This is a genomic window from Candidatus Neomarinimicrobiota bacterium (assembly GCA_018651745.1).
In the GTDB taxonomy this organism is placed as follows: Bacteria; Fidelibacterota; Marinisomatia; order Marinisomatales; family TCS55; genus JAAZYX01.
Genome location: JABIDL010000022.1, coordinates 25,072 through 49,502, shown reverse-complemented (window position 1 = coordinate 49,502; position 24,431 = coordinate 25,072). Strand labels below are relative to the sequence as shown.

The window sequence follows — 24,431 nt, the reverse complement described above, 5'->3', positions numbered from 1 at the left end:
ACTCACCAGACGTATTCCCGAATTCTGTATAATGCTTCAGTATCAACGTTATGATCTGCTAATTTTCTCTGTTTACCCTCGTTGTCAAAATAATAAGGGGAACCAAAAATGAAAGTGTTTTCGCTATTGTTTTCATTGAGCAATGATTTCCCCTGCCAGAATTCTGGATCCTGAATTCCAAGGTAATCAAATAAGGTGGGGCCAATATCAAGGGTAGAGCCCGCAGTCAAAATATCTTTTTTATTTTCTATTCTCTGGTCTATTATAATTAGGGGGATCGGCTCCAGTCCTTTGAATTTGTAGGATTTATATTCCGCTTCATGGATATTCGCGCAATGATCACCAAAAAGAACGATAAGCGTATTTGGATCCATTTTTTGAATAGTAGATATGAATTCTTCCAATGCTTTATCCACATAGGCCATGGAATTAAAATAATTTTGCACGACCCTATCTTCTAATTGAAAGTCACTTACATAATCTTTTTCAGCAATGAGATCAAATGGTGTGTGACTGGTTAGAGTAAGAATGTAGGCAAAATAAGGGGATTTAGTTGCGGTAAGTGTTTGTTGAACTTGGCGCAAAAAATCTAAATCTTTTAATGCATGCCACTTATCTGGGTCATTAATCACGAAATCATTTTTAAAGAAAGTTTTCTGAAATCCCAATTTCAGGAATCCTTGTTTGCGGTTAAAATATGCGCCCGAATTGCCGTGGAAAGCTAATGTAACATAATCATTTCTGTTTAAGATAGTCGGGATGGAAGGAAGTTTTTCTAAATTATTGGCAAAGAAAGCACCTTTAAATCCAAGAGGATATTGTGAAGTAAGCAGACAGAGCTCAGCATCGGATGTCCCGCCAGCGCTTGAATGTTGTGCAAATACCTTAGAAAAATAAAATGACTGCTTTGTTAAACGAGACATAAAGGGCATGACCAGCTTGCCATTAACAGCGTGATTAATTACACGTTTATCAAGAGATTCAACTTGGATAACAACAATGTTTCTTCGACTATTTTTAGGAATATCAATCAGGAAATTTTCTTTTGATATTATTTTTCCAGAATCTCTATAATTGTTTAATCGATAAAAATCCATCGCATATGTCCATAAAAATCCAAACTGTAAGATACTTCCGGAATGATTTCGGCTTTCAAACCGAATTTCTTTATAGATATCCCAGCGTGTGTATGGTTCATTGAATTTTCGGGCAGAGTTAAGCGGGCTTTGCGTTTCAGCAAAATACTGAAATATCTGAAGTCCTAGCCAAATAGTTGTGAATAAAATGATTGTGGGGATTCGATTTTTTTTAGATAGTTTCCCAGTGTCACTGAAACAAACCGCACTTACAATAAATGTTAGTAAATAAATATAATCAGACCATTGCATTAACAATTGAATTTGAGAACCCAAGTAAGGCAGAAACTCAAAATTCAGTAGAGAGCCTAATTGTATTGTGGAACCAAAATACCTGAAATGCAATACATTAGACCAGAGTAACAGGATATAAATAGCAATTCCTAAAATACGCAACCCGTAATTTTGAACAAGCACAAGTAGTAACAAGCAGCAATTTGAAAAGGCAACAATTGAAAAGACAACCCGCAAAGCATTGTAACCGACCAAATCAACTATTTCGGACACAAATAATACATTGGATATTATTATCGGAAAAAAACCAAAAAACTGCTTCGTTGAAAAAAATAGTTTAATGGGCGCAAAAAAAATCGCGATCTTCTGGTATAGTTTTCCAAACATATTATCTAATTTTACACGCTCTAATTGAACTCTGCACATTGTTTCTTGGAAAACAATAATTAAAAATGAAAATATTATACATCGCTCCAGAAAATACAGTTGGCACATTAAATTTGTGGAAACGAGCACACGAATCTCGAGGAAACGAATGCACTTTCGTAACGCTATATCCCACTAGAGGCGAGTATGACCCCGGTATTTGTTTAAACTTGCCTTTAGTTGCAGCGAATAAATGGTATATGGAGGGAAGGCATCAGTATTATAAAAAAGTTCGTGGTGACGCCGGAGATTACGAAGAGAAAATTGGATATCCTCCCGAATGGTCGCCAAATTCTAAGATGGAAAAACTTTATTTCAAATTTAGAGATTGGCTTTGGCATTTTTGGGTAGAACCCGCCATTGCGAAGTTTAATCTTCTTGATTTTGACATTGTTCATCTTGAATGGGGATTGGAGTTTTATCGAGATGGGCGATTTGTAAAAAAAATATCGGAAAAAGGCATTCCAATCGTTTGTACGTACCACGGGCAAGATTTAAGGACTCGGGGCGTTATATCCCCCATTGATAAAATGAGCAAACTCAACCTAACAAGCGAATTAGATTTGTTGAAAAAACATCCGGATATTCACTATCTTTATCTTCCATTTGATACGGCCAAGTTTTATCCCACGCTTGAGATTAATGAACCAATAAAAATATGCCATGCTCCAACAAATCGATATTACAAAGGTAGCGAGACTATTATCCCCATTTGCAGGCAACTCGAAAAGGAAGAAGGTATTGAATTTATTTTGTTGGAAAATCTTCCAAATGAAACAGTGCTGAAGGAAAAACAAAACTGTGATATATTGATTGATCAGGTCCACAACAGGGGAGGCTGGGGTTATGGTATGAACTCTGTAGAGGGATTGTCAATGGGGCTTTGCTGCGTTACCGAGCTTGTTCCGGAATATGTGGATTTTATTCCAGACCATCCATTCGTCAATGTTACGGGTGACTCACTTTATACTACGCTAAAAGGATTACTTCAAAATCCTCAAAAAATAATGGATCATAAAAAACATGGACAGGATTGGGTTATTAATCACCACGACTTATTTAAAACCACGGATATGCTTTATACCTTTTATGAAGAACAAGGGTGGATCAAATGAGAAAAGTCACTTTTTCTATTATAATTCCCTGCTACAATGTTCAAAATACAATAGAGCCATGCATCAAAAGTGTCTTAAACCAATCCATTGATAAAGAGACATTTGAAGTGATATTGGTGGATGACGGGTCAACAGATAGTACCAGCTCTAAGATTATGGAATTTGCAAATCATCCGAATGTTTTGATTCAATCCTTAGAAAATAATCGCGGACTTTCTGTAGCAAGAAATACAGGGATTAGCGTATCTAATGGTTCAATTCTTTGTTTCCTTGATAGTGATATGACAGTTGGATCAACGTGGTTGGAAATATTCCGCAATCGTTTTGAAGATAAATCTATCGTTGGCGTTGTTGGAGATTGCCGCTTGCCCGCTGATGTAAAACCCAATAAACTTGATCATTATTTTTATTCGTCGATCCGTGGCGCACGTCAATTTTCCAAAGAAGCCATTTTGGGTTTTCAATGGTTTCTCTTCAACAATACGGCCTTGAGAAGATTTGTTATTGAAAAAGTTGGGTTATTTAACGAGGATTACGTCTCTTATGGAGGTGAAGATACTGAACTCGCAATTCGCATTTGGGAATCCTTTCCCAATGGATTGAGGACCTCTGCAAACGCATTCAGCGAGCATCACCACCAGCGTAGTTTAAAGGATTTTTTACAAACAATGGAATATTATGGAGAAACCAATTTTCCTCGTCTGATAAATGCTTTTCCGAAGTACAAAAAACAGTTAGGAGGCGATTGGATTAATACCATGAAAGGCTATCTGTTTTTCAACCCCATTATTGGGATTTTGGTACCCATTTTAGATAGGTTTATTAATAGCTATTTGTTGGTACGCTATCAAGTGATTTATAGTGTTATTAAAGGTGCGAGAAATTCAAATAAATGATTGTCAGATATCCGGTTCTCGACGATAATAATGCTTATGGAATCCAAAATTTAGTCAAATATTAGCATTACAAGAAAAATATTGATTTTTTAAAAAAAGTCCTTAAATTTGTGCAAAGGGTAACAATAACCCAATGATGAACAAACCACATACCATCATAATACATACCATAATAGTAAAGAACGGGGATGGGATAGCTGTCCCTGTTTCACATTAAACAACCAAGGAGGAACACATGGCTGATGTCAGTTCAACCGTAAACAGTGTAGTAGGTGGAGTTGTAAGCCTAGTTAAAGGGCTTGTAGTTCTGTTTGTATTTGCAAACATCATCTACCCAACCGGATTTGATCCTGTTGGCGGAATCATAGACCTTGTAGGAGCTTTCCTAGACGGAGGCTTTGCAGGTCTGTTGGCACTGTTACTTCTTGTTTCATTCCTATAAACATCAGGATAGTTTACTGTGTCCCGTGTGGGGCTCAGTATCCTGAGCAATTCCTTAGGAGGAATACATGAAGAATGCCTTTGACACCATCACTGAGTGGATCAGCAATATTACTGATCTGCTAAGTAAGCTTCTTATCCTCGGAATAGTCATCGGAATTTTATTTAATGATTACTTCGGGGTAATTGGCGGGATTGGCGCCCTTATGGCACAATTCGGTGATGCAGGACTAGCAGGTTTGTTAGCGCTAGTCTTGATTGTGACCTGGTATAAGAAGTAACTATATCAGGTAAATGCTTTTGCGCCCCACATTTTGTGGGGCGCATTAGTTTATCGTTTATACCTCGCCGGAAAAAATGTTTCTGCTTCGCCGGTATATAATAAAATTTTCTTATTTATTGATCTTTGCGATCAACCCCATTCATGCCGCTTTTGATCATTTCCCGAGCTCTCCTCAATCCATAGGTATGGGACATTTGGTTCTCACATCGAATGTTCATCCCACTGATGGATTAAGGTTTCCATCTGCGTTGGCACGAATGAAATCACTCGAAGGATCGATTTTATGGGGGAATAGATATGGTATCAAAGATTTAGGTCACCAATCTGCAAGTGTTAATATTTTTGCATTTGATATGGGATTAAATTTTGGTTATTCGCAATTCGGAAATTCATTGTATCGAGAGTCTATCACCTATCTTGCAGCAGGAAAATCCATAAAAGAACGAATAAATCTTGGCATCAGTATTGCTGGATACAATTTGAGTATAAAAGATTATGGATCTGCAACCGCACTGGGAATCACAACATCTTGGCAAATACAATTAAATGATTTTTTAAACTGGTCTGGGTCACTTCAAAATCTTAACGCACCTACCATAGGGGCTTCATCCGATCCCCTTCCACAAATCATTCATACCGGTATGTCTTTGGTCCCTTACACTAATGTTACAACTGTTTTTGGCTGGGAACAGGACACAGAATATTCAGGAAGGTTTAAATTTGGAACGGCATATCAAGTATTTCCATGGATGGATATTTCGGCAGGATTTGTGTCAAACCCGGGGCAAGGAACCGGTGGAATTTCGATTCACATAAATAACTTTGGAATTTATTATGGTACTTCTACGCATCCCGAGCTGGGCCTTTCTCATTGGTTTGGCATGGGCTATGTTGCTGAATAATCCTGTTCGATCCCAATCAGGTTCAAATATTGTTGTTGATTTTGGACGGGATGAAGAGGATCCATTACCGGAGGAAGATTTAATCCTGTTGAATGATGTATTTCTTAATGGGAACGGGCTTTCCAAATTGAATTTACTAAACTTGTCAAGAGTGTCCATATTCTCCGAGGAAGATGTTTCTATTTTGAGCACTTATTCATTGTCTCCTGATCCCACTAGTATTTTGCTGAACAAAGCTCTTTCTCGAGAACTAAAATCCGTACTTGAGCGGCTTAAGACTCCAGCAATCAATTCCGTTCGCAGTGTTCATCTTGAACAAATGATGACACTTTCTGATGATATTCGGTACAGATGGAAAGGAATTGTGGATGTTGGAGGTTCTCAAGTTGGATTTATTTTAGAAAGGGACCCAACGGAAAGGAATGTAATTGACTATGGTTCTATTTATATAGAAAGGGAATCCGGTTCAATGAGATGGATAATTGGTGACCATCAAATATTGGCAGGATATGGTTTATCTGTGTGGCGCAATTCATCTACCCGAAGAGGGTTTGATGTATTATCATCTTTGCAAAGAAGTGGGTCCGGATTAAAACCTTATAGGTCTTCTCATGAATTTTGGAAAATAAGAGGAGCCGCAGTAACCATTAATTCTTCTGTTGGGGATTGGACTATTTCGCTGGGGCATAATTCTTGGGATGGAACAATAGATTCAACGGGGATAATAAAGGTAAATGAAACAGGAATGCACCCGTTAACCAAGTTAAGCTCACCCATACTAGATGAGTCTTCATTCACAGTTGTTTGGAGTCGCAAATTAGAAGGTCTTGCCTTTGGAACCGTTTATTCAAAAACATGGTGGACGGGTGATTTTGACAAACTAAGACGAGAATCTGGTTCAATATATTTATCAAAAAAATTGAATGCCTCGCACTTCTTCACAGAAGTTGCAATTGGATATCATAACAGTTTTGGCGCAATTGCAGGATATGGATTTAGTTTTAAGAACTTGAGATATTTGATACATGGACGATATTACAGTCGTGGGTTCGAATCTTTTCGCGCTAATCCTGTTTCCGAATGGTCATCCCGGGACGAAGGAGAACGCGGTGTTTTTCAGTCTCTAAAATTTAGATGGTCTCAAAATACAATCGTTTTTTATGGGGATTTATACGGTAGGATTCAATCCGATTTGAACATGGTATCCCCCGTAAATGGATTTGAAACAGGGATCCGCTGGATTTTCAAACAAAAACGTGCGAAAACTCGTTTACAGTGGTCTAGCGAAAGAAAAACGGTTGAGGACGATCCGGGATTTCTGCTTAGCTCGGATAATCATTATACAAGTAAACAGACATTTAAATATGTATATGATTTTCAGGTTAACCCGTCTATTAAAATGCGATTTCAGGCGCAACAGACAACAGCACAAAGTGCAGAAATTATTTTGATTGGACAGGGTGCTACCGCCCGAATTTGGCTCAACCTCAATCGGTGGGTTTTTGAGATGGATTTAGTGGGCGCAAAAGTTGAAGATTTTGATTCGCGAGTATATTTTTGGGATGTAAATCTTCCCGGCGAAATGAGATCAACTATGTATTCTCAAGACGCATCCTCAATTGGATTAAAAATTGTTTACAACAAACGAGGCAGATGGTATAGCGGAGTTAGATACCGGATGAAATGGGATGGTCTTTCTCTGTCTGGGAATTTTTCGCCATCGGCCGGTATTTTTATAAGTGCTTCCGTGTAATTTGTTTCCTTGCGCTCTGAGGTATTGACCAATAATTTCATTTCAATGATTTTCAGAATAATAGCGATTATAATAACCATTGTTTTGATTCAATCTCCCGGATTGGCATCGATTCGTGTATTAAACCGAATCAGTCAAACCGAAGATGAATTACGAACGATGGAATCCGGTCCGGGTACCTATGTATCTGCAAGAGATTTATCAAGAATGTTAGGAATGCGGGACCCTTTTCTGAATTCTGAGCGACATAAGATGGTTTTATATATTATGAACCACAGAGTAAAAATTTCCGGTAAGACAAGTTTTATAATTATCAATGAGAAAGTATACCACTTACCCACTCCCGTCCGGGTTGAAAACGATGATTTGTATCTTCCCGCCGAACCCTTTTTTTTGATTTTACGCCATACGATCATGCCGAGGATTATTTATGATGCACGGAAAGAACTATTAGATATAGACAAAGTTGATTTTAATATTACTGGATTAACTATAAATGAAAAAGCCAATGGAACCATTCTACGCATTCACACACGCGAACGATTTCCTGAGAAAAATATTAGTTCATTTGTCAATGAAAATGGTTGGTTTTATTTAACTGTTTCCGGTGGGTTAGTTGATAGCTCTGAAATCATCCGAAGTGAAACACGAGGAGTGGTGCGACGGATTACAGTTGATCAACTTGACGAGTCTGTACAATTGGCATTTAACCTTCGGTCGCAAATTGAAGGGCATGAGGTGTATCAGGGGAACAATCCTAATGAAATAGTTATAACATTAAGAACTCCCCTGTCTAAAAGTGTGGACCGCATTAAAGATGTTCGGGATAAATGGCGACTTAATACGATTGTGCTCGACGCTGGGCATGGAGGCAAGGATGGTGGAACTGTTGGTCGAAAAGGAACGAAAGAAAAAGATATAACATTAGACATTGCTAAAAGGGTGGCGAGATTACTTGAAAAAAATACACGAATTCGAGTAGTCCTTACTAGAGATGAAGACGTGTTTGTGCCATTGAAGAAAAGAACCAAAATTGCGAACGAATCAAACGGAAAAATATTTGTCAGCATTCATGTTAATGCAAACCCAAACCGACGCGTAAGAGGATTTGAAACCTATTTACTTCGACCGGGGAAAACAGATGATGCTATCGCAGTAGCTGCAAGAGAAAATGCGGTAATCAAACTCGAAGACAGAGCCCAAAAGAAGTATGGTAAATCTTCCGGAGAAAGTCTAATAATGGCTACAATGGCTCAAAGTATGTATTTGAAAGAAAGTGAAGAATTGGCATCTATCATTCAAAACGAACTGGACGACAGATTGTCATCCCCAAATCGTGGGGTGAAACAAGCAGGGTTTTATGTATTAATTGGTGCAAGTATGACGAATGTGCTGATTGAAACAGGATTTCTTTCGAATTCAATTGAAGAAAAAAATATGAAAAAACCTGAATATAGACAAAAGATCGCTAAAGGGATTTACTCAGCAATTCTTAAGTTTAAAAAATCCAGAGAAAAAGTTTTAGCCGAGGGATAAGGGTGGCTGATAATCGTCCTATTGGTGTTTTTGATTCCGGGCTTGGTGGGTTAACTGTGGTCAAAGCATTGCAAAAATTATTACCATCAGAATCTATTTTGTATTTTGGAGACACCGCCAGAGTACCCTACGGGAATAAAAGTAAAAATCTGATTGAATTATACTCGACACAAATCAGTTCTTTCCTTTATGAGAAAAAATGTAAAGCGTTTGTTGTTGCTTGTAATACCGCATCTGCTCAGGCACTAGAAGTTTTGCAGAAGACGTTCCCGATCCCAGTTATCGGCGTCATTGAGCCAGGCGTTAATATGGCAATTTCCACATCGAAAAACGGGCATATAGGTGTTATTGGTACTGTTGCAACTATTAAGTCTGATGCATATGAGATTGCCCTAAAAAACAAAAATGAAAATGTGATTGTATTAAATCAGCCATGTCCTCTATTCGTTCCTCTTGTTGAAGAAGGATGGATAACAGGAGATGTTCCGAAAATGGTTGCTAAAACGTATTTGAAGGGAATGAATGCAGACCAAGTTGATACAATTATTCTGGGATGCACCCACTATCCATTGCTTAAAGAAATTATCCAATCTTCCGCTAACGGTGATACAATACTGATTGATTCTGCAGAAGCTGTAGCCACGGAGGTGAAACAGGTATTACAAAAAAACGATTTAATCACAGAAATTAGCGCCCAAGGCAAGTTGGAAAGTTTTGTAACCGACGTGCCTCTTAGGTTCGAAATGTTAGCGCACCAGTTTCTTGGGTCTCCCATAGCACATGTCTCAACCGTCACGCTCCACTGATATTCAACCCATTTTAGATCGCCTTTTTGGTCTTTCACGTCTTGGAATTAAACTTGGGCTTGATCATACAATAAAGCTGTTAGAATGTTGTGGAAATCCCCATAAATATTTTCGTTCTATTCATATTGCTGGAACCAATGGAAAAGGTTCTACGGCTACATTTATTGCATCTATTTTACAAGAGGCAGGATATAAAGTTGGACTATATACGTCTCCTCATTTGATTTCCTTTAATGAAAGAATAAGTATCAATGGTCGTTTAATTCCAAATCAGGATATTGCCTCGTTTTTTTTAAAATTTGATACAGAAATTGCTAAAATAAAATCCACCTTTTACGAGACGACAACAGCATTGGCATTTTGGTATTTTAAAAATAATAATGTAGATGTTGCTGTTGTGGAAACCGGGTTGGGTGGCAGATTAGATTCTACCAATGTTTTATTACCAGATGTGAGCGTAATTACTCCCATAGGCTTGGATCACTGTGATCGTCTTGGGGAAACTATTTCTCAGATTGCTCGAGAGAAAGCAGGAATTATTAAGAAAAACACCCCGGTTTTGGTTTCACAGAAAAACGAGACAGCTTTAAGTGTAATTCAAGAAGAAGCCGAAAAACACTCCGCGCCATTCATTCTTCGTGGGAAAGTTTTAGAACATTGTATTGAGAATGAAAGGAGCTATTTTTTGTACAAAGAGGAAAAATATAACATTTCTTTGAATGGATTGCATCAATGTGAGAATGCCGCACTGGCAATTGAAACTGTTCGGTCATTTGATACTGGAATAAATAAGCATAGTATTCGAAATGGCATCCAACAAGCTGGGTGGAAAGGCAGATTAGAAAAAATTTCTGACAAATTTAATATTTATTATGATGTAGCTCATAATCCTCAAAGCATTGGCGTAACGTTACAGACTATTGCATCATTATATAGAATGCGTCCCATTGGAGTCATGGTGTTGAAAGATGGAAAAAATATTTCACATATTTCCAAAAAGATCAAGTCTCGGTTTAAATCATTGATTGTAACAAGCATATCTGGATTAGGTTTATATCCTTCAAACGTTTTAAAGGAGGCGTTACTCAAAAATGGAATTATGTCGAACGAGATACCACATTTTGAAACTGCAATGAAGAAAGGTCAAAGCCTTATCGGAGCAAATCGGTGTCTATTGATTTTTGGTTCACATTATATTGCAGATAAGGTGTACAATGAATATGATTTTTCTTTTGGGAATGGTTTAAAATAGTGTAATTTATCTACAAGAGTGTTCTCCCAAAATTGTTCCTCGCGAGAGCTATTTTCTATAGAAGACCCAATAAAATTCAAAAGGTATATAATGTATGGATGTTAATGAACTACAAGCGTTAAACATAAATAAACTCACCGAAATGGCCAGTAAACTTGAAATTCAAGATTTATCAGGGCTGAATAAACAAGAATTAATTGTTCAGATTTTAGCAGCCCAAAAGGAAAAAGCCGGCAATGTAACTGCGCGGGGAGTGCTAGAGGTTTTGCAGGAAGGATACGGTTTTTTACGGAGCCCGGATTTTAATTATCTTCCCGGTCCGGATGATATTTATGTAAGCCCATCTCAAATCAAGCGTTTTGGATTACGTACGGGACATGAAGTTTCCGGTGAAATCCGCCCACCAAAAGCAAAAGAGCGGTTTTATGCTATGCTAAAGGTGGATGTGGTGAACGGGGAATCTGTTGAAAAGATTAAACGAACCATACTTTTTGATAACCTTACGCCACTTTATCCCGAAGAAAAATTCAATTTAGAGGTTGAATCAAAGAATCTATCTATGCGCATTCTTAATTTAATTGCTCCTATTGGGAAAGGACAGCGTGGGTTAATTGTTGCTCAGCCGAAAACCGGTAAAACAATTCTGCTTCAAAAAATTGCAAATGCTATCTTAGCGAATCATTCGGAAACAAAAATGCTCATTTTGCTGATTGATGAACGTCCGGAAGAAGTAACAGATATGAAACGCCACGTAAATGCAGAAGTGGTAAGCTCTACCTTTGACGAACCGCCGGAAAGACATGTAGCGGTAGCTGACATGGCTCTACAAAAAGCACGGAGAATGGTTGAATACGGACACGATGTAGTTATTCTCCTTGATAGCCTTACGAGACTTGCAAGGGCACACAATGCTGTTATTCCCCATAGCGGAAAGATTTTATCTGGTGGAGTAGATGCCAATGCTCTAAAAAAACCAAAACAATTTTTTGGGTCAGCCCGGAACACCGAAGAAAAAGGTTCTCTCACTATTGTTGCTACGGCCCTTATTGACACGGGAAGTAGAATGGATGAAGTTATTTTTGAAGAGTTTAAAGGTACGGGGAATATGGAGTTGGTTCTTGATAGGAGATTAGCAGACAGAAGGATTTTTCCATCATTTGACCTTATTCGATCAGGAACCCGCAAAGAAGAATTGCTATTGGGAAAGAAAACGCTTTCCAGGATGTGGATTCTTCGAAAATTACTAAACGAAATGAATGTAGTTGAAGCTATGGAATTTTTACAGGAACGAATGAGACGAAGCAAAACGAATGAAGAATTTTTAGATACAATGAGTCAGTAAATGTAAATTGATTCAGCAAATTAGTACAGTTAGCTAACATGAGGTATAAATATGGATTCTAATAATATTGGTATTCGCACAATCACAGCGCGATTGGCCACCGATAAACCCGTTCGTAAAACTCCCTATCAAGTAAAAGGCGTTATTATGAAAACCTTTCCTGACGAGGAGATTGTTCCTATGCTAAATGGACAATATCGCGATAGATTTCTTTATCCACGTGTTCAGGTTAAAATTTTGAATGAGCAAATTTATCTTGTTGGAGTCAAAGAAGGAGTGGATCCGATTTTATCGGTCGTAGAAAAAATGAAAGATTTAGATTTTGGCAACATAACATTTGAAGTTCTTGATTCAGAAAATGAATTACACGATGATCATTTTCAACCAATTAGCCGTCTGATTCGATACAGGTTTATCACTCCATGGGTTGCTTTAAACCAAACAACCGGTGGACGGTACCGATTTCTCCCAAACGCTCCAGAACGTGTACATTTTCTTAACCGCCTTTTAGGTCAAAATCTTGTTTTTTTGGCGCGGGAGATGGATATTGATTTAGGGGAAAATTTATTCACAAAAGTTGCATTGAAGTCTTTGTTTCCTAAACCGGTTGACGAAAATGGTTGGGGTGCCTTTACAGGAGAATTTCGAACCAATTTTCTTCTTCCTAATTATATGGGAATAGGTAACGGAATCACAAGAGGTTATGGTGCTGTGTTTGGTCTATTTAATCCTGATATGTTTCAATTCAATAAAAAGGAGATGGAAAAAGTTGGAGAACCAATTCCGGATATGGAAGAAACGGTTACCGAGTCTGAAGTTGAGGCGGTCAATTTAGAAGAAGTTCCCAAACCAAGACAGAGATCAGCACGAAAAAAGCCCAAGCCCAAAGTAAAAAGAGCAAAGAAGGTGTTATCCGAAGAATTTGACATCGTAGAGGATGAGTATATGTCAGGAAAAGTTGAACCCCCCAAAAAGCGTAAGCCTCAAGTGCGCAGGAAACCGGCACAAAAACCGAACAAATCATCTGAAGGAAATTTCAATTCGGATGAATATCATAAAAAAAGGCACGATCTTTAAATATGACCAAATCTGTTCAATTAGCCGATCGAGTGACCCGCGTTAAACCGTCGTTCACTCTTGAAATGACTAGCAAGGCAGCCGAGCTCCGTGCCCAAGGAGTTAATATTGTCAATTTTAGTGTTGGGGAACCTGATTTCAATACGCCGGAGAATATTCGCAATGCTGCAAAGGAAGCTATGGACGCAGGGTTTACGAAATACACATCTGGCGCAGGCATGATTGATTTGAGGGAAGCGATTTGTAAAAAATTAAATCGTGAAAACCATCTTGAATACACGCCAGATCAAATTCTTGTATCCAATGGTGAAAAACAAAGTCTCTACCTTGCGTGTCAGGTGTTATTTCAGGAGGGTGATCAGGTCATTATTTTTTCACCCTATTGGGTTTCTTTTCCGGAATTTGTGACTCTGTCAGAGGCAGAGCCGATCATTATTGGTACGAACCCGGATAAACAGTTTGAACCCAATTTTGATGAACTTGAGTCAAAAATAAACAGCAACATTAAGGGCGTCATCATGAATTCGCCTTCTAATCCTACAGGCGGAGTTTGGTCAAACGAAGCGGTAAAAATGTTGCTCGATCTTGCCGCCAAACATCACTGGGTTATTATTTCTGACGAATGTTATGAGCGCCTTGTTTTTAATGACGAATTCACAAGTACGCAAACTTTAAATCATAACAATGTTGAGGTTCTAACGTGTATGAGCTTATCAAAGACTTATGCAATGACCGGATGGCGAATTGGATATGCTGCGGGGAATAAAACTATTATTAAAGCGATGTCAAAAATTCAGGGTCAGGCTACATCCTGCGCAAATTCTATTGGGCAAAAGGCCGCTGTAGAAGCGCTTAACGGGGATCAATCCGCTGTGAGTGAAATGCGCACAACGTTTCTAAGACGGCGTGATTTAATGCTAGAACTATTAAAAGAAATCCCGCATATATCCTGCGTTGTACCCAATGGCGCTTTTTATGTTTTTCCTGATTTCTCGCATTATCTGGGTAAGAAAATCAATGGAAAAACGATGAATGATTCATTTGATTTATGTGATTATTTATTGGAAACTGCACGTGTTGTTACCGTCCCAGGTGATGGTTTTGGCGCTCCCGGGCATATTCGGCTCTCGTTTGCCACCAATTCGAAAACAATTAAAGATGGTATGAAAAGAATTAAAACAGCATTATTAAAACTGAATTGATAGGAGAAAATCATGAAAACAGACATCCATCCGGATTATAAAAAAGGAACAGTTCACTGCGCTTGCGGACACACCTTTGAAGTGTTTAGTACCGTTGGCGACCAGCGGATTGAAATTTGTTCAGTCTGCCATCCGTTTTTTACCGGAAAGCAAAAGCTGGTTGATACGGCAGGTCGTATTGAAAAATTCAAAAAGAAATACGGCGAAAAGACTCAATAACCAATCTTACAATGACCTTTGTTCTTTCGACTATCGGAAGCCAAGGGTCATTTTTATGTATGGGAGGAATTACATAGAAACACTTTCAAATGAAAGATAAAATTATATCCGTTATTGCGCGCCATGGGGAATTAGAACAACTGATGACAGAACAAGCTGTTTTATCTAATTCAGATAAATTAAAAGAGGTTGCACGCGAACATCGTCATTTATCGCCCATTGTGTTAGAGGGCGATAAATATCTTGCTTTAATTGAGCAAATAAATGATGACCTTGAAATTCTCAAAGGAAGTGATGAAGAATTAAAATCGATCGCTCAAGCTGAATTAAAAACGCTTCAAGAAAATAAAAAAGACTCTGAGGAAGCTTTAAAAGTGATGCTTATCCCCAAAGATCCTAATGACGATAAAAACACCATTATTGAAATTCGTGCAGGAACAGGTGGAGATGAAGCCGGATTGTTTGTTGCAGATTTGTATCGGATGTATGAACGGTTTTCGGAAAGAAATCAATGGACCAAAGAGGCTATTGGTATTAGCGAAACGGGCATTGGAGGATTCAAAGAAGTAACTTTTTCTCTAAAAGGCGAAGGTTGCTATGGCCTCATGAAATTTGAAGGCGGTGTTCATCGGGTTCAAAGAATTCCAAAAACGGAAACAAGCGGGCGGGTTCACACCTCCGCCGCAACAGTTGCAGTTCTTCCAGAAGCAGAAGAGGTTGATATTGAAGTCCTAGATCAGGATTTAAAAATTGATACATATAGGGCGAGCGGTGCAGGCGGCCAGCATGTGAATAAAACAGAATCTGCTATTCGAATTACCCATTTACCAACCGGATTAGTGGTAACCTGCCAGGATGAAAAATCTCAACATAAAAATAAAGCAGCAGCATTAAAGGTTTTGCGTGCTCGTCTTCTTGCCGCCGAACAAGAACGGCAAGCTAAAGAACGTGCGGTTGAAAGGAAGTCGATGGTTTCCACTGGCGATCGATCTGCAAAAATTCGCACTTACAATTTTCCCCAAGGAAGAATTACGGATCATAGAATTAACTATACATCCTATCGCTTAGAAGAAAATTTAGATGGTGACTTATTTGAAATGATTGAATCCCTTCAGTTGGCAGAACAACAATCCCTGTTGGACTCAGAATAAAATGAATACCGACTCCGTTGCTTCAGTTGCAACAGCAAGAGTCAAAGATGTAGTAGATGATGCAAAATCTACTTTTAGTACTCATGGTCTTGATCATCCTGCCAATGATGCCGAATGGTTGATGATGTCTATCATCCACTGTTCCCGATCTGATTTTTTCCTGCACCCCGACAAGCTACTTTCTTCTGAACAGCACAATAAGTTTCAACAAGCAGTTAATAGAAGAATTAAAGGAGAGCCTCCGCAATATATTATAGGTGAAATGGAATTTTACGGCCGTTCTTTTAAAGTAAATCCATCTGTACTAATTCCAAGACCGGAAACAGAACGTCTTATTTCCGAAACAATTCCAATGACTAGATTATTTAACCGCCCAAAGATTATCGATATTGGAGTAGGGTCGGGGAATATTGCTATTACGTTGGCAAAAGAACTTCCTGAATCCACTATTGTGGGAGTGGAGGTTTCGAAGGAAGCGGTTGCAGTTGCCGAAGAGAATAAAATTTTACACAAAAGTGAAAATTTTATGTGCATTTGTCTGGATGTTCTAACTCACCATCCCGATGGAATATTTGATATAATGGTTTCAAATCCACCATATATCTCTGTAGATGAAATGAGCGGAATTATGTCCGATGTAAGGGAATTTGAACCACGATCTGCGTTAACTGACGGTTCTGATGGTTTAATGTTTTATAAAAGATATATACAATTAGCACCCTTGATTCTTGTTCCCGGTGGGTGGATGATTTTTGAAGTTGGCGGAGGAAATCATAGCGAAAAGGTCTATAATCTCTTTGCTCATTCTGCATTTCAGCATTGTGAGCTAATCAAGGATTACAATGGAGATGACAGAATATTGAAAGTGCAGTATTGTGGATAAACTCGTTGTGCATATTCGGTTGCTTCGTCCATTAAACCTTTTCATTTCTGCTTTAACTGTTTTTATGATTGCTCATGCACTTGGATATCTTGGGAACTGGATTCTTGTTCTCATCGCCATGGCAGTTGTGCTGTCATATAATGCAGCAGGCAACGCATTAAATGATTATATGGATTATGAATCGGATGCAGTGAACCGACCGGATCGCCCAATAAGTTCAGGCAAAGTGAATCGCCGGGCCGCTTTGATAATGTCTATTGTTTTGTTTGGGATTGGAACTGTATGTGCCTTTTCGCTTTTGTTTGAAGCAAAAGTGGTGGCCATTGGAATTGCGCTGCCATTATTAGTTCTTTACAGTTTGCGATTAAAAAAACTACCGCTCATTGGCAACGTAACTGTTTCGTTATTGCTAGGACTCACTTTTATATTTTGCGGATATGTTTTTGATGGTTTTCAGCATATACTTATTCCTGCGGCTCTTGCTTTTGGACTTACCCTTGTGCGGGAATTGGTCAAAGATATTTCGGATATGGAAGGGGATAAAAATGCGTTAATGCAAACATTCCCGATTATGGCAGGTTTACGAAATGCAGTATCGCTATCTGTTTTTCTTGCAATGGTAACCGGACTTGGTGCTCTTTTACCGTATTGGTTTGGCATCTATGGAAATATTTATCTCATTATTTTAGTTTTTGGCGTTGAGATTCCAATGATGACCTCCGTAGCTTTACTAGTGAACAATCCTGCAATTTCCACCGCAATCCGTTCTGCCCGGATTTTAAAATTTAGTACAATTATGGGTTTGTCTGCCTTGTACTTTGGAATGCTTTATGCCATCTGAATTCGTCCATTTACATAACCATTCAGATTATAGTCTGCTTGATGGCGCCCAAACGGTTTCGACGCTGGTTAATACTATTGATGATTTAGGTATGGATTCGGTAGCTTTAACTGAACATGGCAATATGTTTAGCACGATTCCCTTTTATAAAAAAGCAGCTGAAACAGGAATCAATCCAATTATTGGTTGTGAAATATATGTTGCGCAGGGAAGCCGATTTGACAAAAAGCCGAAAGCGGAAGGCGGCTGGGGGAACAACCATTTATTATTGCTTGCGCAAAATTATACCGGTTATAAAAATTTAATGAAATTGGTGACATATGGGTATCTCGAAGGATTTTATTATCGACCGCGTATTGACATGGATTTGTTAAAGGAACATAGTGAGGGAATTATTTGTTGTTCCGGGTGCTTGAAGGGCGATGTCCCTGAAAAAATGTTAAAAGGGGATTGGGATGGCGCAAAAGCGACGGCATTACAATTTGCTGAAATATTTCCCGGAAGATATTATTTAGAGGTACAAAACCACGGAATCGAAGAAGAGTCTCTAAATATTGAAAACATGGTAAAACTTGCCAAGGAATTAGATTTACCACTCGTTGCTACAAATGATGCACACTATGCTCGCCAAGAACATTCGCAAGCTCACGATATTTTGATTTGCCTTGGAACCGGGAAAGAGCAAAATGATCCAAATCGTCTTCGATACGCCACATCTGAATTTTATTTTAAAACTCAGGATGAAATGCATGCATTGTTTAAACATGTGCCGGGAGCGATTGAAAATACACGCCGAATTGCTGAAAGTATTGATATTAATATTCCGCTTGGGGAATACCATCTCCCCCATTTCCCGATTCCCGAAAATGGATCTTCTTCCGATCCGGATTATTATCTCAGACAAGTTTCTACTGTGGGGATCAATAAACTATATGGCACAATCACTCCAGAATTACAACATCGGTTAGACCATGAATTATCTGTAATAAAGAAAATGGGTTTTGCTGGATATTTTTTAATCACAATGGATTTTGTGAAATATGCAAAAGATAATGGTGTGCCAGTTGGTCCGGGGCGTGGTTCTGCCGCAGGAAGCATTGTTGCTTATGCGTTGGGCATTACTACCGTTGATCCTATTCGGTACAATCTACTTTTCGAACGGTTTTTAAATCCTGAACGATCAAGCCTGCCTGATATTGATATTGATTTTTGCGTTGAACGACGAGGAGAAGTTATTGATTATATCCGCGATCAATATGGTGAAAAATCTGTAACTCAGATTATTACTTTTGGGAAATTGAAAGCGAAACAAGTTGTGCGAGATGTTGGCAGAGTTCTGGGTCGCTCTTTTTCAGAAATGGATCGCTTGGCTAAAATGATTCCATTTGGTCCCGGCGTTACATTGGGAGAGTCTATTGATCAAAGCAAAGAATTAAAAGAAGCGGCCGAAGGGGATTATAAAGATGTGATTGAACATGCGCTGGTGTTAGAAGGGATGAATCGTCATGCCTCTACGCATGCCGCCGGCGTAGTTATTGCTCCCAGCGATCTTACGGATTTCGTTCCGCTCTATAAATCACCGCAGGGCGACGTAACCTCTCAATATGATATGAAAGGACTCGAATCGCTCGGTTTATTAAAAATGGATTTTTTGGGCCTCAGGAATTTGACGGTTATAGATCAAGCTGTAAAACTAATCCAAGATAAGGGTGAAAAAGTTGACATTAATAAACTTCCGCTTGATGATACAAAAGTGTATAAAATCTTTGCAAAAGGTTTGACAATTGGGGTGTTTCAATTTGAATCTTCTGGCATGCGTGAATTTTTGAAAAAGCTGAAACCGACTCAAATAGAAGATTTGATTGCCATGAATGCTTTATATCGTCCCGGCCCCATGCAAAATATTGATAATTTTATTAAACGGAAGCATGGTAAAACAAAAATAACCTATTTGCATGAATCTCTTGAACCTATTCTTAAAGAAACCTACGGTATTATCGTTTATCAGGAGCAGGTGATGCAGATTGCCAATGAGATTGCCGGATATTCGCTTGCAGAAGCGGATATAATGCGACGAGCAATGGGTAAAAAAATTAAAAGTCTGATGAAAGAGCAAAAGGTAAAATTTATAACAGGCGCACAAGAAAATGGTTTTGAAAAAAATGCTGCAGACGAAATCTTTGGTTTAATTGAAAAGTTTGCTCAATATGGGTTTAATAAAAGCCACTCAACGGCATACGCCATTATTGCTTATCAAACCGCTTGGTTAAAAGCACATCATCCTGCAGAATTTATGGCAGCAAATCTCACAAGCGAAATGGGGAACACGGATCGTGTTGTTATTCTAATCAATGAATGCAGAAAGCTCGGAATTAAGGTGGATCCTCCAGATATTAATGTATCAGAAATTCATTTCAAACCTGTGGATAAAAAAACGATTTCATTTGGTCTGAATGCAATTAAAAATGTTGGTTCAAAGGCGTTAGAAAATATTTTGGCGGGACGAAAAAACAATAAATCTTGTAAGTCGCTATTCGATTTTTGCGCAGGGTTTGATCTTGGGAGTGTAAACCGAAAGGTATTGGAAAGCCTTATTAAGTCAGGTGCGATGGATTCTTTGGATGGTAACCGAGCAACGAAATATTCCGGAATTGATCTTGCTTTGAGGTATGGTCAAAATGTGCAAGAAAACAAACGTAGAAAACAAGTTGATCTTTTTGGTTCGGGGGCAACCGATGGAACAAGCACCTTGGTTCCGGTCATCCCGAGGAAAGAAAAATGGCCGGAAAGCGATAGACTTGAATATGAAAAAGAAGTTACTGGAATGTATGTATCCGGTCACCCTTTGTTAAAATACGCAGCTGAATTAGAAGATATGAGCACATTTGATTTTTCGGATGGCACCGAAAATGTAATTCAAGAAAAAATTCGTTTGGGCGGAATGGTTGGAGAAATCAAAAAACATTTTGATAAAAAGAATCGGCAAATGGCTTTCTTCCAGCTTGAATGCATAGGAGGGCATGCAGAGATCCTAGCTTTTGCAGATACGTTCGAGAAATATCGTGATTTAATTAAGAGAGATTCAATTGTCATTCTATCCGGACGCCCGACTGACAAATCAGATTTTAGCGATTTAAAACTGATTGTAGATGAAATCATTCCAATTGAGTTGGCTAGAGATTATTATTCGAAACGAGTCAATATTCAAGTAGAAACAGATCGGATGAAACCGGACGATATTGATGCACTGTTTGAGTTGTCTTCTAATTTCCGGGGAAAATGTGGATTAGTATTTCACATGGTTGGCAAAAATGGTCGTAAGCAGAAAGTTTTTGCTCATAACATAAAAGTATCTTCAAGTAAAGATTTTTTAGGGAAGCTTAGAGACACGTATGGAAAAGACAACATTTGGGTTGAATAATTAGATTAGAACATGAAGGCTGTCATTCAAAGATGTTCCCATGGAAAAGCAATTGTTTTAAAAAATGTTGTTGGGGAAATTGATACTGGTTTGGTAATTTTTCTTGGGGTTCAAAAATCTGACAAAGAATCGGACGCAGATTATCTTATTAACAAAATTACCCGTCTTCGATTATTTAATGATGAAAATGAAAAAATGAATCTCTCAATTAAAGATAAAAATGGATCTGCTTTAGTAGTAAGCCAGTTTACTTTATGCGGAGATACGAGCAAAGGACGACGACCGAGTTTCCTCAACGCTGCTTCTCCCGAAATCGGAGAAAGACTTTATGAATATTTTATAGATGGAATGAAAAAAGAAGACATCCCGGTTGCGTCCGGCGAATTTGGTGCCATGATGGAAATATCATTGGTAAACGACGGCCCGGTCACATTTGTATTGGAGGGTAAACCCTGAGCATTGAAAATTCTATCGGTGTGATTATTTAAACAACAGGTTGTAAATTTTACCTTATGGAAAGAAAAATCAGAATTGTTATGGCCAAGCCCGGGCTGGATGGACACGACCGCGGTATTAAAGTACTTGCTGCTGCATATCGCGATGCTGGGATGGAAGTCATTTATTTAGGGCTTCGGCAAACGCCGGAAATGATAGTTTCAGCAGCCTTACAGGAAGATGCGGATGTGATTGCGTTATCCAGCATGAATAACGCCCACATGACGATTTTCCCGAAAGTATATGAACTGATGCAGGAAAAAAACATGAATGATGTATTACTTACAGGTGGTGGAATTATTCCCCAAAAGGACAAACAGTCCCTTGCAGATATTGGTGTGGGAACTTTGTTTGGACCCGGAACGCCTGTGCAGGAAACAATTGATTATATTTCCGGATGGGTCGAAGAAAATCGGCGATGAATCTATCCAATAAAACAGAATTGGAATTGTATTTCGCGGATAATTTTAATACAATTTTGTTTCCCGTTTTAGCAGACGCATATTTGAAGGGTGGCGATGCACCACGAGCCCGGAAAGTATGTGACATCGGCTTAAAACAACACCCTACCCAACCGGACGGTTTATTTATTTTAGCTGAAGTAGATCGTGCTGACGGGAATATCGAAACATCTGAAAAAGGATTTAAAGCCGTACTAAAGGAATGTCCTGATCATTTAAATGCAGCCATTGCTCTAGCGAAAATTCAAACAGAATTAGGCAGAGCTGGCGGAACTCTTACGCGTGCTTGGAAAACGGTTAAAAAATTGGACCCGACCCATGAAGAAGCGCTCCAATATTTTGAAGAGAAAAATCCATCTGATCTTCCAGCAACACCGGACCCGGTAATACCCGAGCCAATAATTGTGGCACTCCCTGCACAGCCAAAGCCCACAGCATCTGCACCGTTTTCTATTAGCCCCAGGCTTGCAACATTTACCATGGTAACCATTCTTAGAAATCAGGGATTAAATGACCAGGCTTTGGATGTTTTGAATATGCTCGAAGCCAAGGGAGAAGATTTGGAACGCATCACAAAAGAACGAATAGCCATTCAGGGAGAAACAAATGAGTGAGTCTCATTTTATCCGCCGGCAGGAAGTCCTAAAATCAAAATTGGCGAGTGATGGCCTTGATGGAATATTCATCACTCATTTAACGAATGTTCGATATATTTGCGGATTTACCGGCTCGGCTGGTTCGTGCCTGGTCACACCTGATGGAAGTTATTTTTTATCAGACGGCCGTTATACAGAGCAGGCAAATCAAGAAGTAAAGGGATGCACCATTCACATTGGGACACACAATCATTTTCAAACCGCAAAAAACGAAGGTCTCATTCCCGACGGGTTGAATCTTGCATTTGAAAAAGACAGAGTTACAGTGGGTCAGTATGATATTATTCAGAGTCTGCTCCCAAAAACAAAATGGCAAGGAACATCACTGGTTCTTGAAAAATTAGCTGCTGTAAAAGATAAAATAGAAATTGATGTTTTGCGCACCGCGGTAGAAATAACTGATAAAGCGTATGAATCTATTATACCAATGCTAAAACCTGGGACGACGGAAAAACAGGTGGCGAGCACATTATCATCTTTTTATATGAAACATGGTGATGGTGAAGCATATTCGCCAATTGTAGCCGGCGGCCCTAACGGAGCGTTGCCCCATGCACAGCCTTCAGAAAGACCCTTTGAGAAGGGTGATTTTATTGTGATTGACGCTGCAGCAAAATATGCCGGATACCACGCGGACATGACGCGAACGCCGGTAGTGGGAGAAGCAACAGAAAAACATCACGAAGTATACCAAATTGTGAAAGAATCGCAACAGCGCGGAATAGACGCCGCTAAAGCGAGTGTTTCCTGCAAAGCAGTTGATACTGCCTGTAGAGATTATATTAACAGCAAAGGTTACGGAAAATATTTTATTCACGGCACCGGACACGGGATTGGTCTCGAAATTCATACATGGCCCAGGTTCAGCGAAATAAGCAATGATGTTGTAGAAGAAAATTATGTTATGACCATTGAGCCAGGTGTTTATATCCCCGGCTGGGGAGGCGTCCGCATCGAAGATGATGTTATTATTCGTAAAGACAGCTGCGAAGTATTAAATCAGACGACCAAAGATTTAATTATCCTTAATTAAAGATCTATAGAAATTTGTCCTTCACCATTTCACTGATTTGTGCATTTTCAATTCTATCTGCACAAGATTCCGACAGGTGGGAATTAATCAGTCTTGAAAGAGAGTATTCTATCAGCGGCATTGGCCAATTGAGCAAAGGAATGGTGGTGGTTCACGATAACAAACAAGCTGATCAAGCCAGAATCGGATTTATTTCCGATGACAATTACTATGAGCAATTGAATTGGCCTACAGCTTCACTTCCATTTGACTTAGAAGCGCTTGATATTTATCCCGGAAAGACCAATCAATTCATCGCAATGGAAAGTTCCGGGAAATGTTACCAACTGCGATACAATCCACGAAATAATAGGTTAATCCTAAAAAATGAATTCCAAATCCCCGGAGTAAAAAAGCCAATGAATCTCGAGGGGATTGCCATTTTCACCCTAAGCGGAAACACGTGGATAGCATGGGGCGATCGAGGAAAAAATCAATTCCCGGCAACACTATATTGGGGTCGGCTGAATGTTTACAATTCAAAAGTTGAGCCCTCGGGATCTCATTCATTTACTGTGTCATTCCCCGAATCAGATGTACGGCATTTGTCCGATATGGACATCGCGAAAGATGGAACATGCTGGGTATCGTCCGCTTCAGATCCCGGAGACGATGGTCCGTTTGACAGCGCCGTTTATCGGCTGGGGCAGTTTAAGTTGGACGGTACAGCCCTTAAATTTATTCCTGAAAATAACGGACAACTATTTAAGATTTATAAAGGTCACAAGATTGAAGCAATCACGCTGGAAAACGGAAGGCTGATCTGCGCTACGGACGATGAAAACGCCGGCTCATCACTTTTATATCAACCAATCAAATAACCAAATACAA

General features: G+C 39.0%; 23 protein-coding genes. 22 read left to right on the top strand and 1 reads right to left on the bottom strand.

The features are described 5' to 3' along the window. Positions 1-2: 2 nt before the first annotated feature. Complete coding sequence (locus tag HOD97_03750; protein ID MBT4280716.1) at positions 3-1,643, bottom strand: LTA synthase family protein; 1,641 nt, start codon at positions 1,641-1,643, stop codon at positions 3-5. A gap of 179 nt (positions 1,644-1,822) precedes the next feature. Here HOD97_03750 and HOD97_03745 point away from each other — a divergent pair, with 179 nt between their 5' ends. The 22 genes from HOD97_03745 (at position 1,823) to HOD97_03640 (ending at position 24,421) form a co-directional block, all read left to right on the top strand. Continuing rightward, positions 1,823-2,911 (top strand): glycosyltransferase, encoded by a 1,089-nt coding sequence (locus HOD97_03745; protein ID MBT4280715.1) that lies wholly within the window; start codon positions 1,823-1,825, stop codon positions 2,909-2,911. Beyond that, positions 2,908-3,807, top strand: coding sequence for a glycosyltransferase (locus tag HOD97_03740; GenBank protein ID MBT4280714.1), 900 nt, complete (start codon positions 2,908-2,910; stop codon positions 3,805-3,807). The genes HOD97_03745 and HOD97_03740 overlap by 4 nt, the downstream gene beginning before the upstream one ends. 235 nt (positions 3,808-4,042) lie before the next feature. Beyond that, positions 4,043-4,249 carry a hypothetical protein gene (locus tag HOD97_03735; GenBank protein ID MBT4280713.1) on the top strand — a complete coding sequence of 69 codons (207 nt, stop codon included), beginning with the start codon at positions 4,043-4,045 and terminating at the stop codon, positions 4,247-4,249. A gap of 67 nt (positions 4,250-4,316) precedes the next feature. After that, positions 4,317-4,529, top strand: a complete 213-nt coding sequence (locus tag HOD97_03730) for a hypothetical protein (protein ID MBT4280712.1) — start codon at positions 4,317-4,319, stop codon at positions 4,527-4,529. 76 nt (positions 4,530-4,605) lie between these two features. Next, entirely contained in the window at positions 4,606-5,433 is an 828-nt protein-coding gene (locus HOD97_03725; protein ID MBT4280711.1) for a hypothetical protein, read from the top strand. Then, on the top strand, positions 5,366-7,186 hold the full coding sequence (locus HOD97_03720; GenBank protein ID MBT4280710.1) for a hypothetical protein: 1,821 nt from the start codon (positions 5,366-5,368) through the stop codon (positions 7,184-7,186). Before HOD97_03725 ends, HOD97_03720 begins: the two co-directional genes overlap by 68 nt. Before the next feature lie 45 nt (positions 7,187-7,231). Beyond that, positions 7,232-8,722, top strand: coding sequence for an N-acetylmuramoyl-L-alanine amidase (locus HOD97_03715; protein MBT4280709.1), 1,491 nt, complete (start codon positions 7,232-7,234; stop codon positions 8,720-8,722). Next, positions 8,719-9,528 carry a glutamate racemase gene (locus tag HOD97_03710; GenBank protein MBT4280708.1) on the top strand — a complete coding sequence of 270 codons (810 nt, stop codon included), beginning with the start codon at positions 8,719-8,721 and terminating at the stop codon, positions 9,526-9,528. Before HOD97_03715 ends, HOD97_03710 begins: the two co-directional genes overlap by 4 nt. Continuing rightward, a complete protein-coding gene (locus HOD97_03705; GenBank protein ID MBT4280707.1) occupies positions 9,503-10,780 on the top strand; it encodes a bifunctional folylpolyglutamate synthase/dihydrofolate synthase in 1,278 nt (425 codons plus the stop codon). The genes HOD97_03710 and HOD97_03705 overlap by 26 nt, the downstream gene beginning before the upstream one ends. Before the next feature lie 94 nt (positions 10,781-10,874). Beyond that, entirely contained in the window at positions 10,875-12,122 is a 1,248-nt protein-coding gene (gene rho, locus HOD97_03700; GenBank protein ID MBT4280706.1) for a transcription termination factor Rho, read from the top strand. Between the two features lie 51 nt (positions 12,123-12,173). Continuing rightward, positions 12,174-13,199 carry a hypothetical protein gene (locus tag HOD97_03695; protein ID MBT4280705.1) on the top strand — a complete coding sequence of 342 codons (1,026 nt, stop codon included), beginning with the start codon at positions 12,174-12,176 and terminating at the stop codon, positions 13,197-13,199. Between the two features lie 2 nt (positions 13,200-13,201). After that, entirely contained in the window at positions 13,202-14,401 is a 1,200-nt protein-coding gene (locus HOD97_03690; GenBank protein MBT4280704.1) for a pyridoxal phosphate-dependent aminotransferase, read from the top strand. A gap of 12 nt (positions 14,402-14,413) precedes the next feature. Further along, on the top strand, positions 14,414-14,620 hold the full coding sequence (gene rpmE / locus HOD97_03685; GenBank protein ID MBT4280703.1) for a 50S ribosomal protein L31: 207 nt from the start codon (positions 14,414-14,416) through the stop codon (positions 14,618-14,620). Positions 14,621-14,709: 89 nt separating this feature from the next. Continuing rightward, the gene (gene prfA, locus HOD97_03680) at positions 14,710-15,771 is read left to right on the top strand and encodes a peptide chain release factor 1 (GenBank protein MBT4280702.1); all 1,062 of its coding nucleotides are present in this window, start codon (positions 14,710-14,712) and stop codon (positions 15,769-15,771) included. 1 nt (position 15,772) lies between these two features. Continuing rightward, a complete protein-coding gene (gene prmC / locus HOD97_03675) occupies positions 15,773-16,654 on the top strand; it encodes a peptide chain release factor N(5)-glutamine methyltransferase (protein MBT4280701.1) in 882 nt (293 codons plus the stop codon). Then, complete coding sequence (locus tag HOD97_03670) at positions 16,647-17,495, top strand: geranylgeranylglycerol-phosphate geranylgeranyltransferase (protein ID MBT4280700.1); 849 nt, start codon at positions 16,647-16,649, stop codon at positions 17,493-17,495. Before prmC ends, HOD97_03670 begins: the two co-directional genes overlap by 8 nt. Next, the gene (dnaE, locus tag HOD97_03665; GenBank protein ID MBT4280699.1) at positions 17,485-20,916 is read left to right on the top strand and encodes a DNA polymerase III subunit alpha; all 3,432 of its coding nucleotides are present in this window, start codon (positions 17,485-17,487) and stop codon (positions 20,914-20,916) included. The genes HOD97_03670 and dnaE overlap by 11 nt, the downstream gene beginning before the upstream one ends. Before the next feature lie 12 nt (positions 20,917-20,928). Beyond that, the gene (locus tag HOD97_03660; protein MBT4280698.1) at positions 20,929-21,372 is read left to right on the top strand and encodes a D-tyrosyl-tRNA(Tyr) deacylase; all 444 of its coding nucleotides are present in this window, start codon (positions 20,929-20,931) and stop codon (positions 21,370-21,372) included. Positions 21,373-21,428: 56 nt separating this feature from the next. Next, entirely contained in the window at positions 21,429-21,833 is a 405-nt protein-coding gene (locus HOD97_03655; GenBank protein ID MBT4280697.1) for a cobalamin B12-binding domain-containing protein, read from the top strand. Continuing rightward, the gene (locus HOD97_03650; protein ID MBT4280696.1) at positions 21,830-22,486 is read left to right on the top strand and encodes a hypothetical protein; all 657 of its coding nucleotides are present in this window, start codon (positions 21,830-21,832) and stop codon (positions 22,484-22,486) included. The genes HOD97_03655 and HOD97_03650 overlap by 4 nt, the downstream gene beginning before the upstream one ends. Next, entirely contained in the window at positions 22,479-23,561 is a 1,083-nt protein-coding gene (locus tag HOD97_03645; protein MBT4280695.1) for an aminopeptidase P family protein, read from the top strand. Before HOD97_03650 ends, HOD97_03645 begins: the two co-directional genes overlap by 8 nt. Positions 23,562-23,575: 14 nt before the next feature. Continuing rightward, positions 23,576-24,421, top strand: coding sequence for a hypothetical protein (locus HOD97_03640; protein ID MBT4280694.1), 846 nt, complete (start codon positions 23,576-23,578; stop codon positions 24,419-24,421). The last annotated feature ends 10 nt before the right edge of the window (positions 24,422-24,431 follow it).

Coding starts and splice junctions, on each gene's coding strand:
- HOD97_03745 (MBT4280715.1), top strand. CDS start 1,823: ATGAAAATATTATACATCGCTCCAGAAAATACAGTTGGCACATTAAAT.
- HOD97_03740 (MBT4280714.1), top strand. CDS start 2,908: ATGAGAAAAGTCACTTTTTCTATTATAATTCCCTGCTACAATGTTCAA.
- HOD97_03735 (MBT4280713.1), top strand. CDS start 4,043: ATGGCTGATGTCAGTTCAACCGTAAACAGTGTAGTAGGTGGAGTTGTA.
- HOD97_03730 (MBT4280712.1), top strand. CDS start 4,317: ATGAAGAATGCCTTTGACACCATCACTGAGTGGATCAGCAATATTACT.
- HOD97_03725 (MBT4280711.1), top strand. CDS start 4,606: ATGTTTCTGCTTCGCCGGTATATAATAAAATTTTCTTATTTATTGATC.
- HOD97_03720 (MBT4280710.1), top strand. CDS start 5,366: ATGGTACTTCTACGCATCCCGAGCTGGGCCTTTCTCATTGGTTTGGCA.
- HOD97_03715 (MBT4280709.1), top strand. CDS start 7,232: ATGATTTTCAGAATAATAGCGATTATAATAACCATTGTTTTGATTCAA.
- HOD97_03705 (MBT4280707.1), top strand. CDS start 9,503: ATGTCTCAACCGTCACGCTCCACTGATATTCAACCCATTTTAGATCGC.
- rho (MBT4280706.1), top strand. CDS start 10,875: ATGGATGTTAATGAACTACAAGCGTTAAACATAAATAAACTCACCGAA.
- HOD97_03695 (MBT4280705.1), top strand. CDS start 12,174: ATGGATTCTAATAATATTGGTATTCGCACAATCACAGCGCGATTGGCC.
- HOD97_03690 (MBT4280704.1), top strand. CDS start 13,202: ATGACCAAATCTGTTCAATTAGCCGATCGAGTGACCCGCGTTAAACCG.
- rpmE (MBT4280703.1), top strand. CDS start 14,414: ATGAAAACAGACATCCATCCGGATTATAAAAAAGGAACAGTTCACTGC.
- prfA (MBT4280702.1), top strand. CDS start 14,710: ATGAAAGATAAAATTATATCCGTTATTGCGCGCCATGGGGAATTAGAA.
- prmC (MBT4280701.1), top strand. CDS start 15,773: ATGAATACCGACTCCGTTGCTTCAGTTGCAACAGCAAGAGTCAAAGAT.
- dnaE (MBT4280699.1), top strand. CDS start 17,485: ATGCCATCTGAATTCGTCCATTTACATAACCATTCAGATTATAGTCTG.
- HOD97_03660 (MBT4280698.1), top strand. CDS start 20,929: ATGAAGGCTGTCATTCAAAGATGTTCCCATGGAAAAGCAATTGTTTTA.
- HOD97_03655 (MBT4280697.1), top strand. CDS start 21,429: ATGGAAAGAAAAATCAGAATTGTTATGGCCAAGCCCGGGCTGGATGGA.
- HOD97_03650 (MBT4280696.1), top strand. CDS start 21,830: ATGAATCTATCCAATAAAACAGAATTGGAATTGTATTTCGCGGATAAT.
- HOD97_03645 (MBT4280695.1), top strand. CDS start 22,479: ATGAGTGAGTCTCATTTTATCCGCCGGCAGGAAGTCCTAAAATCAAAA.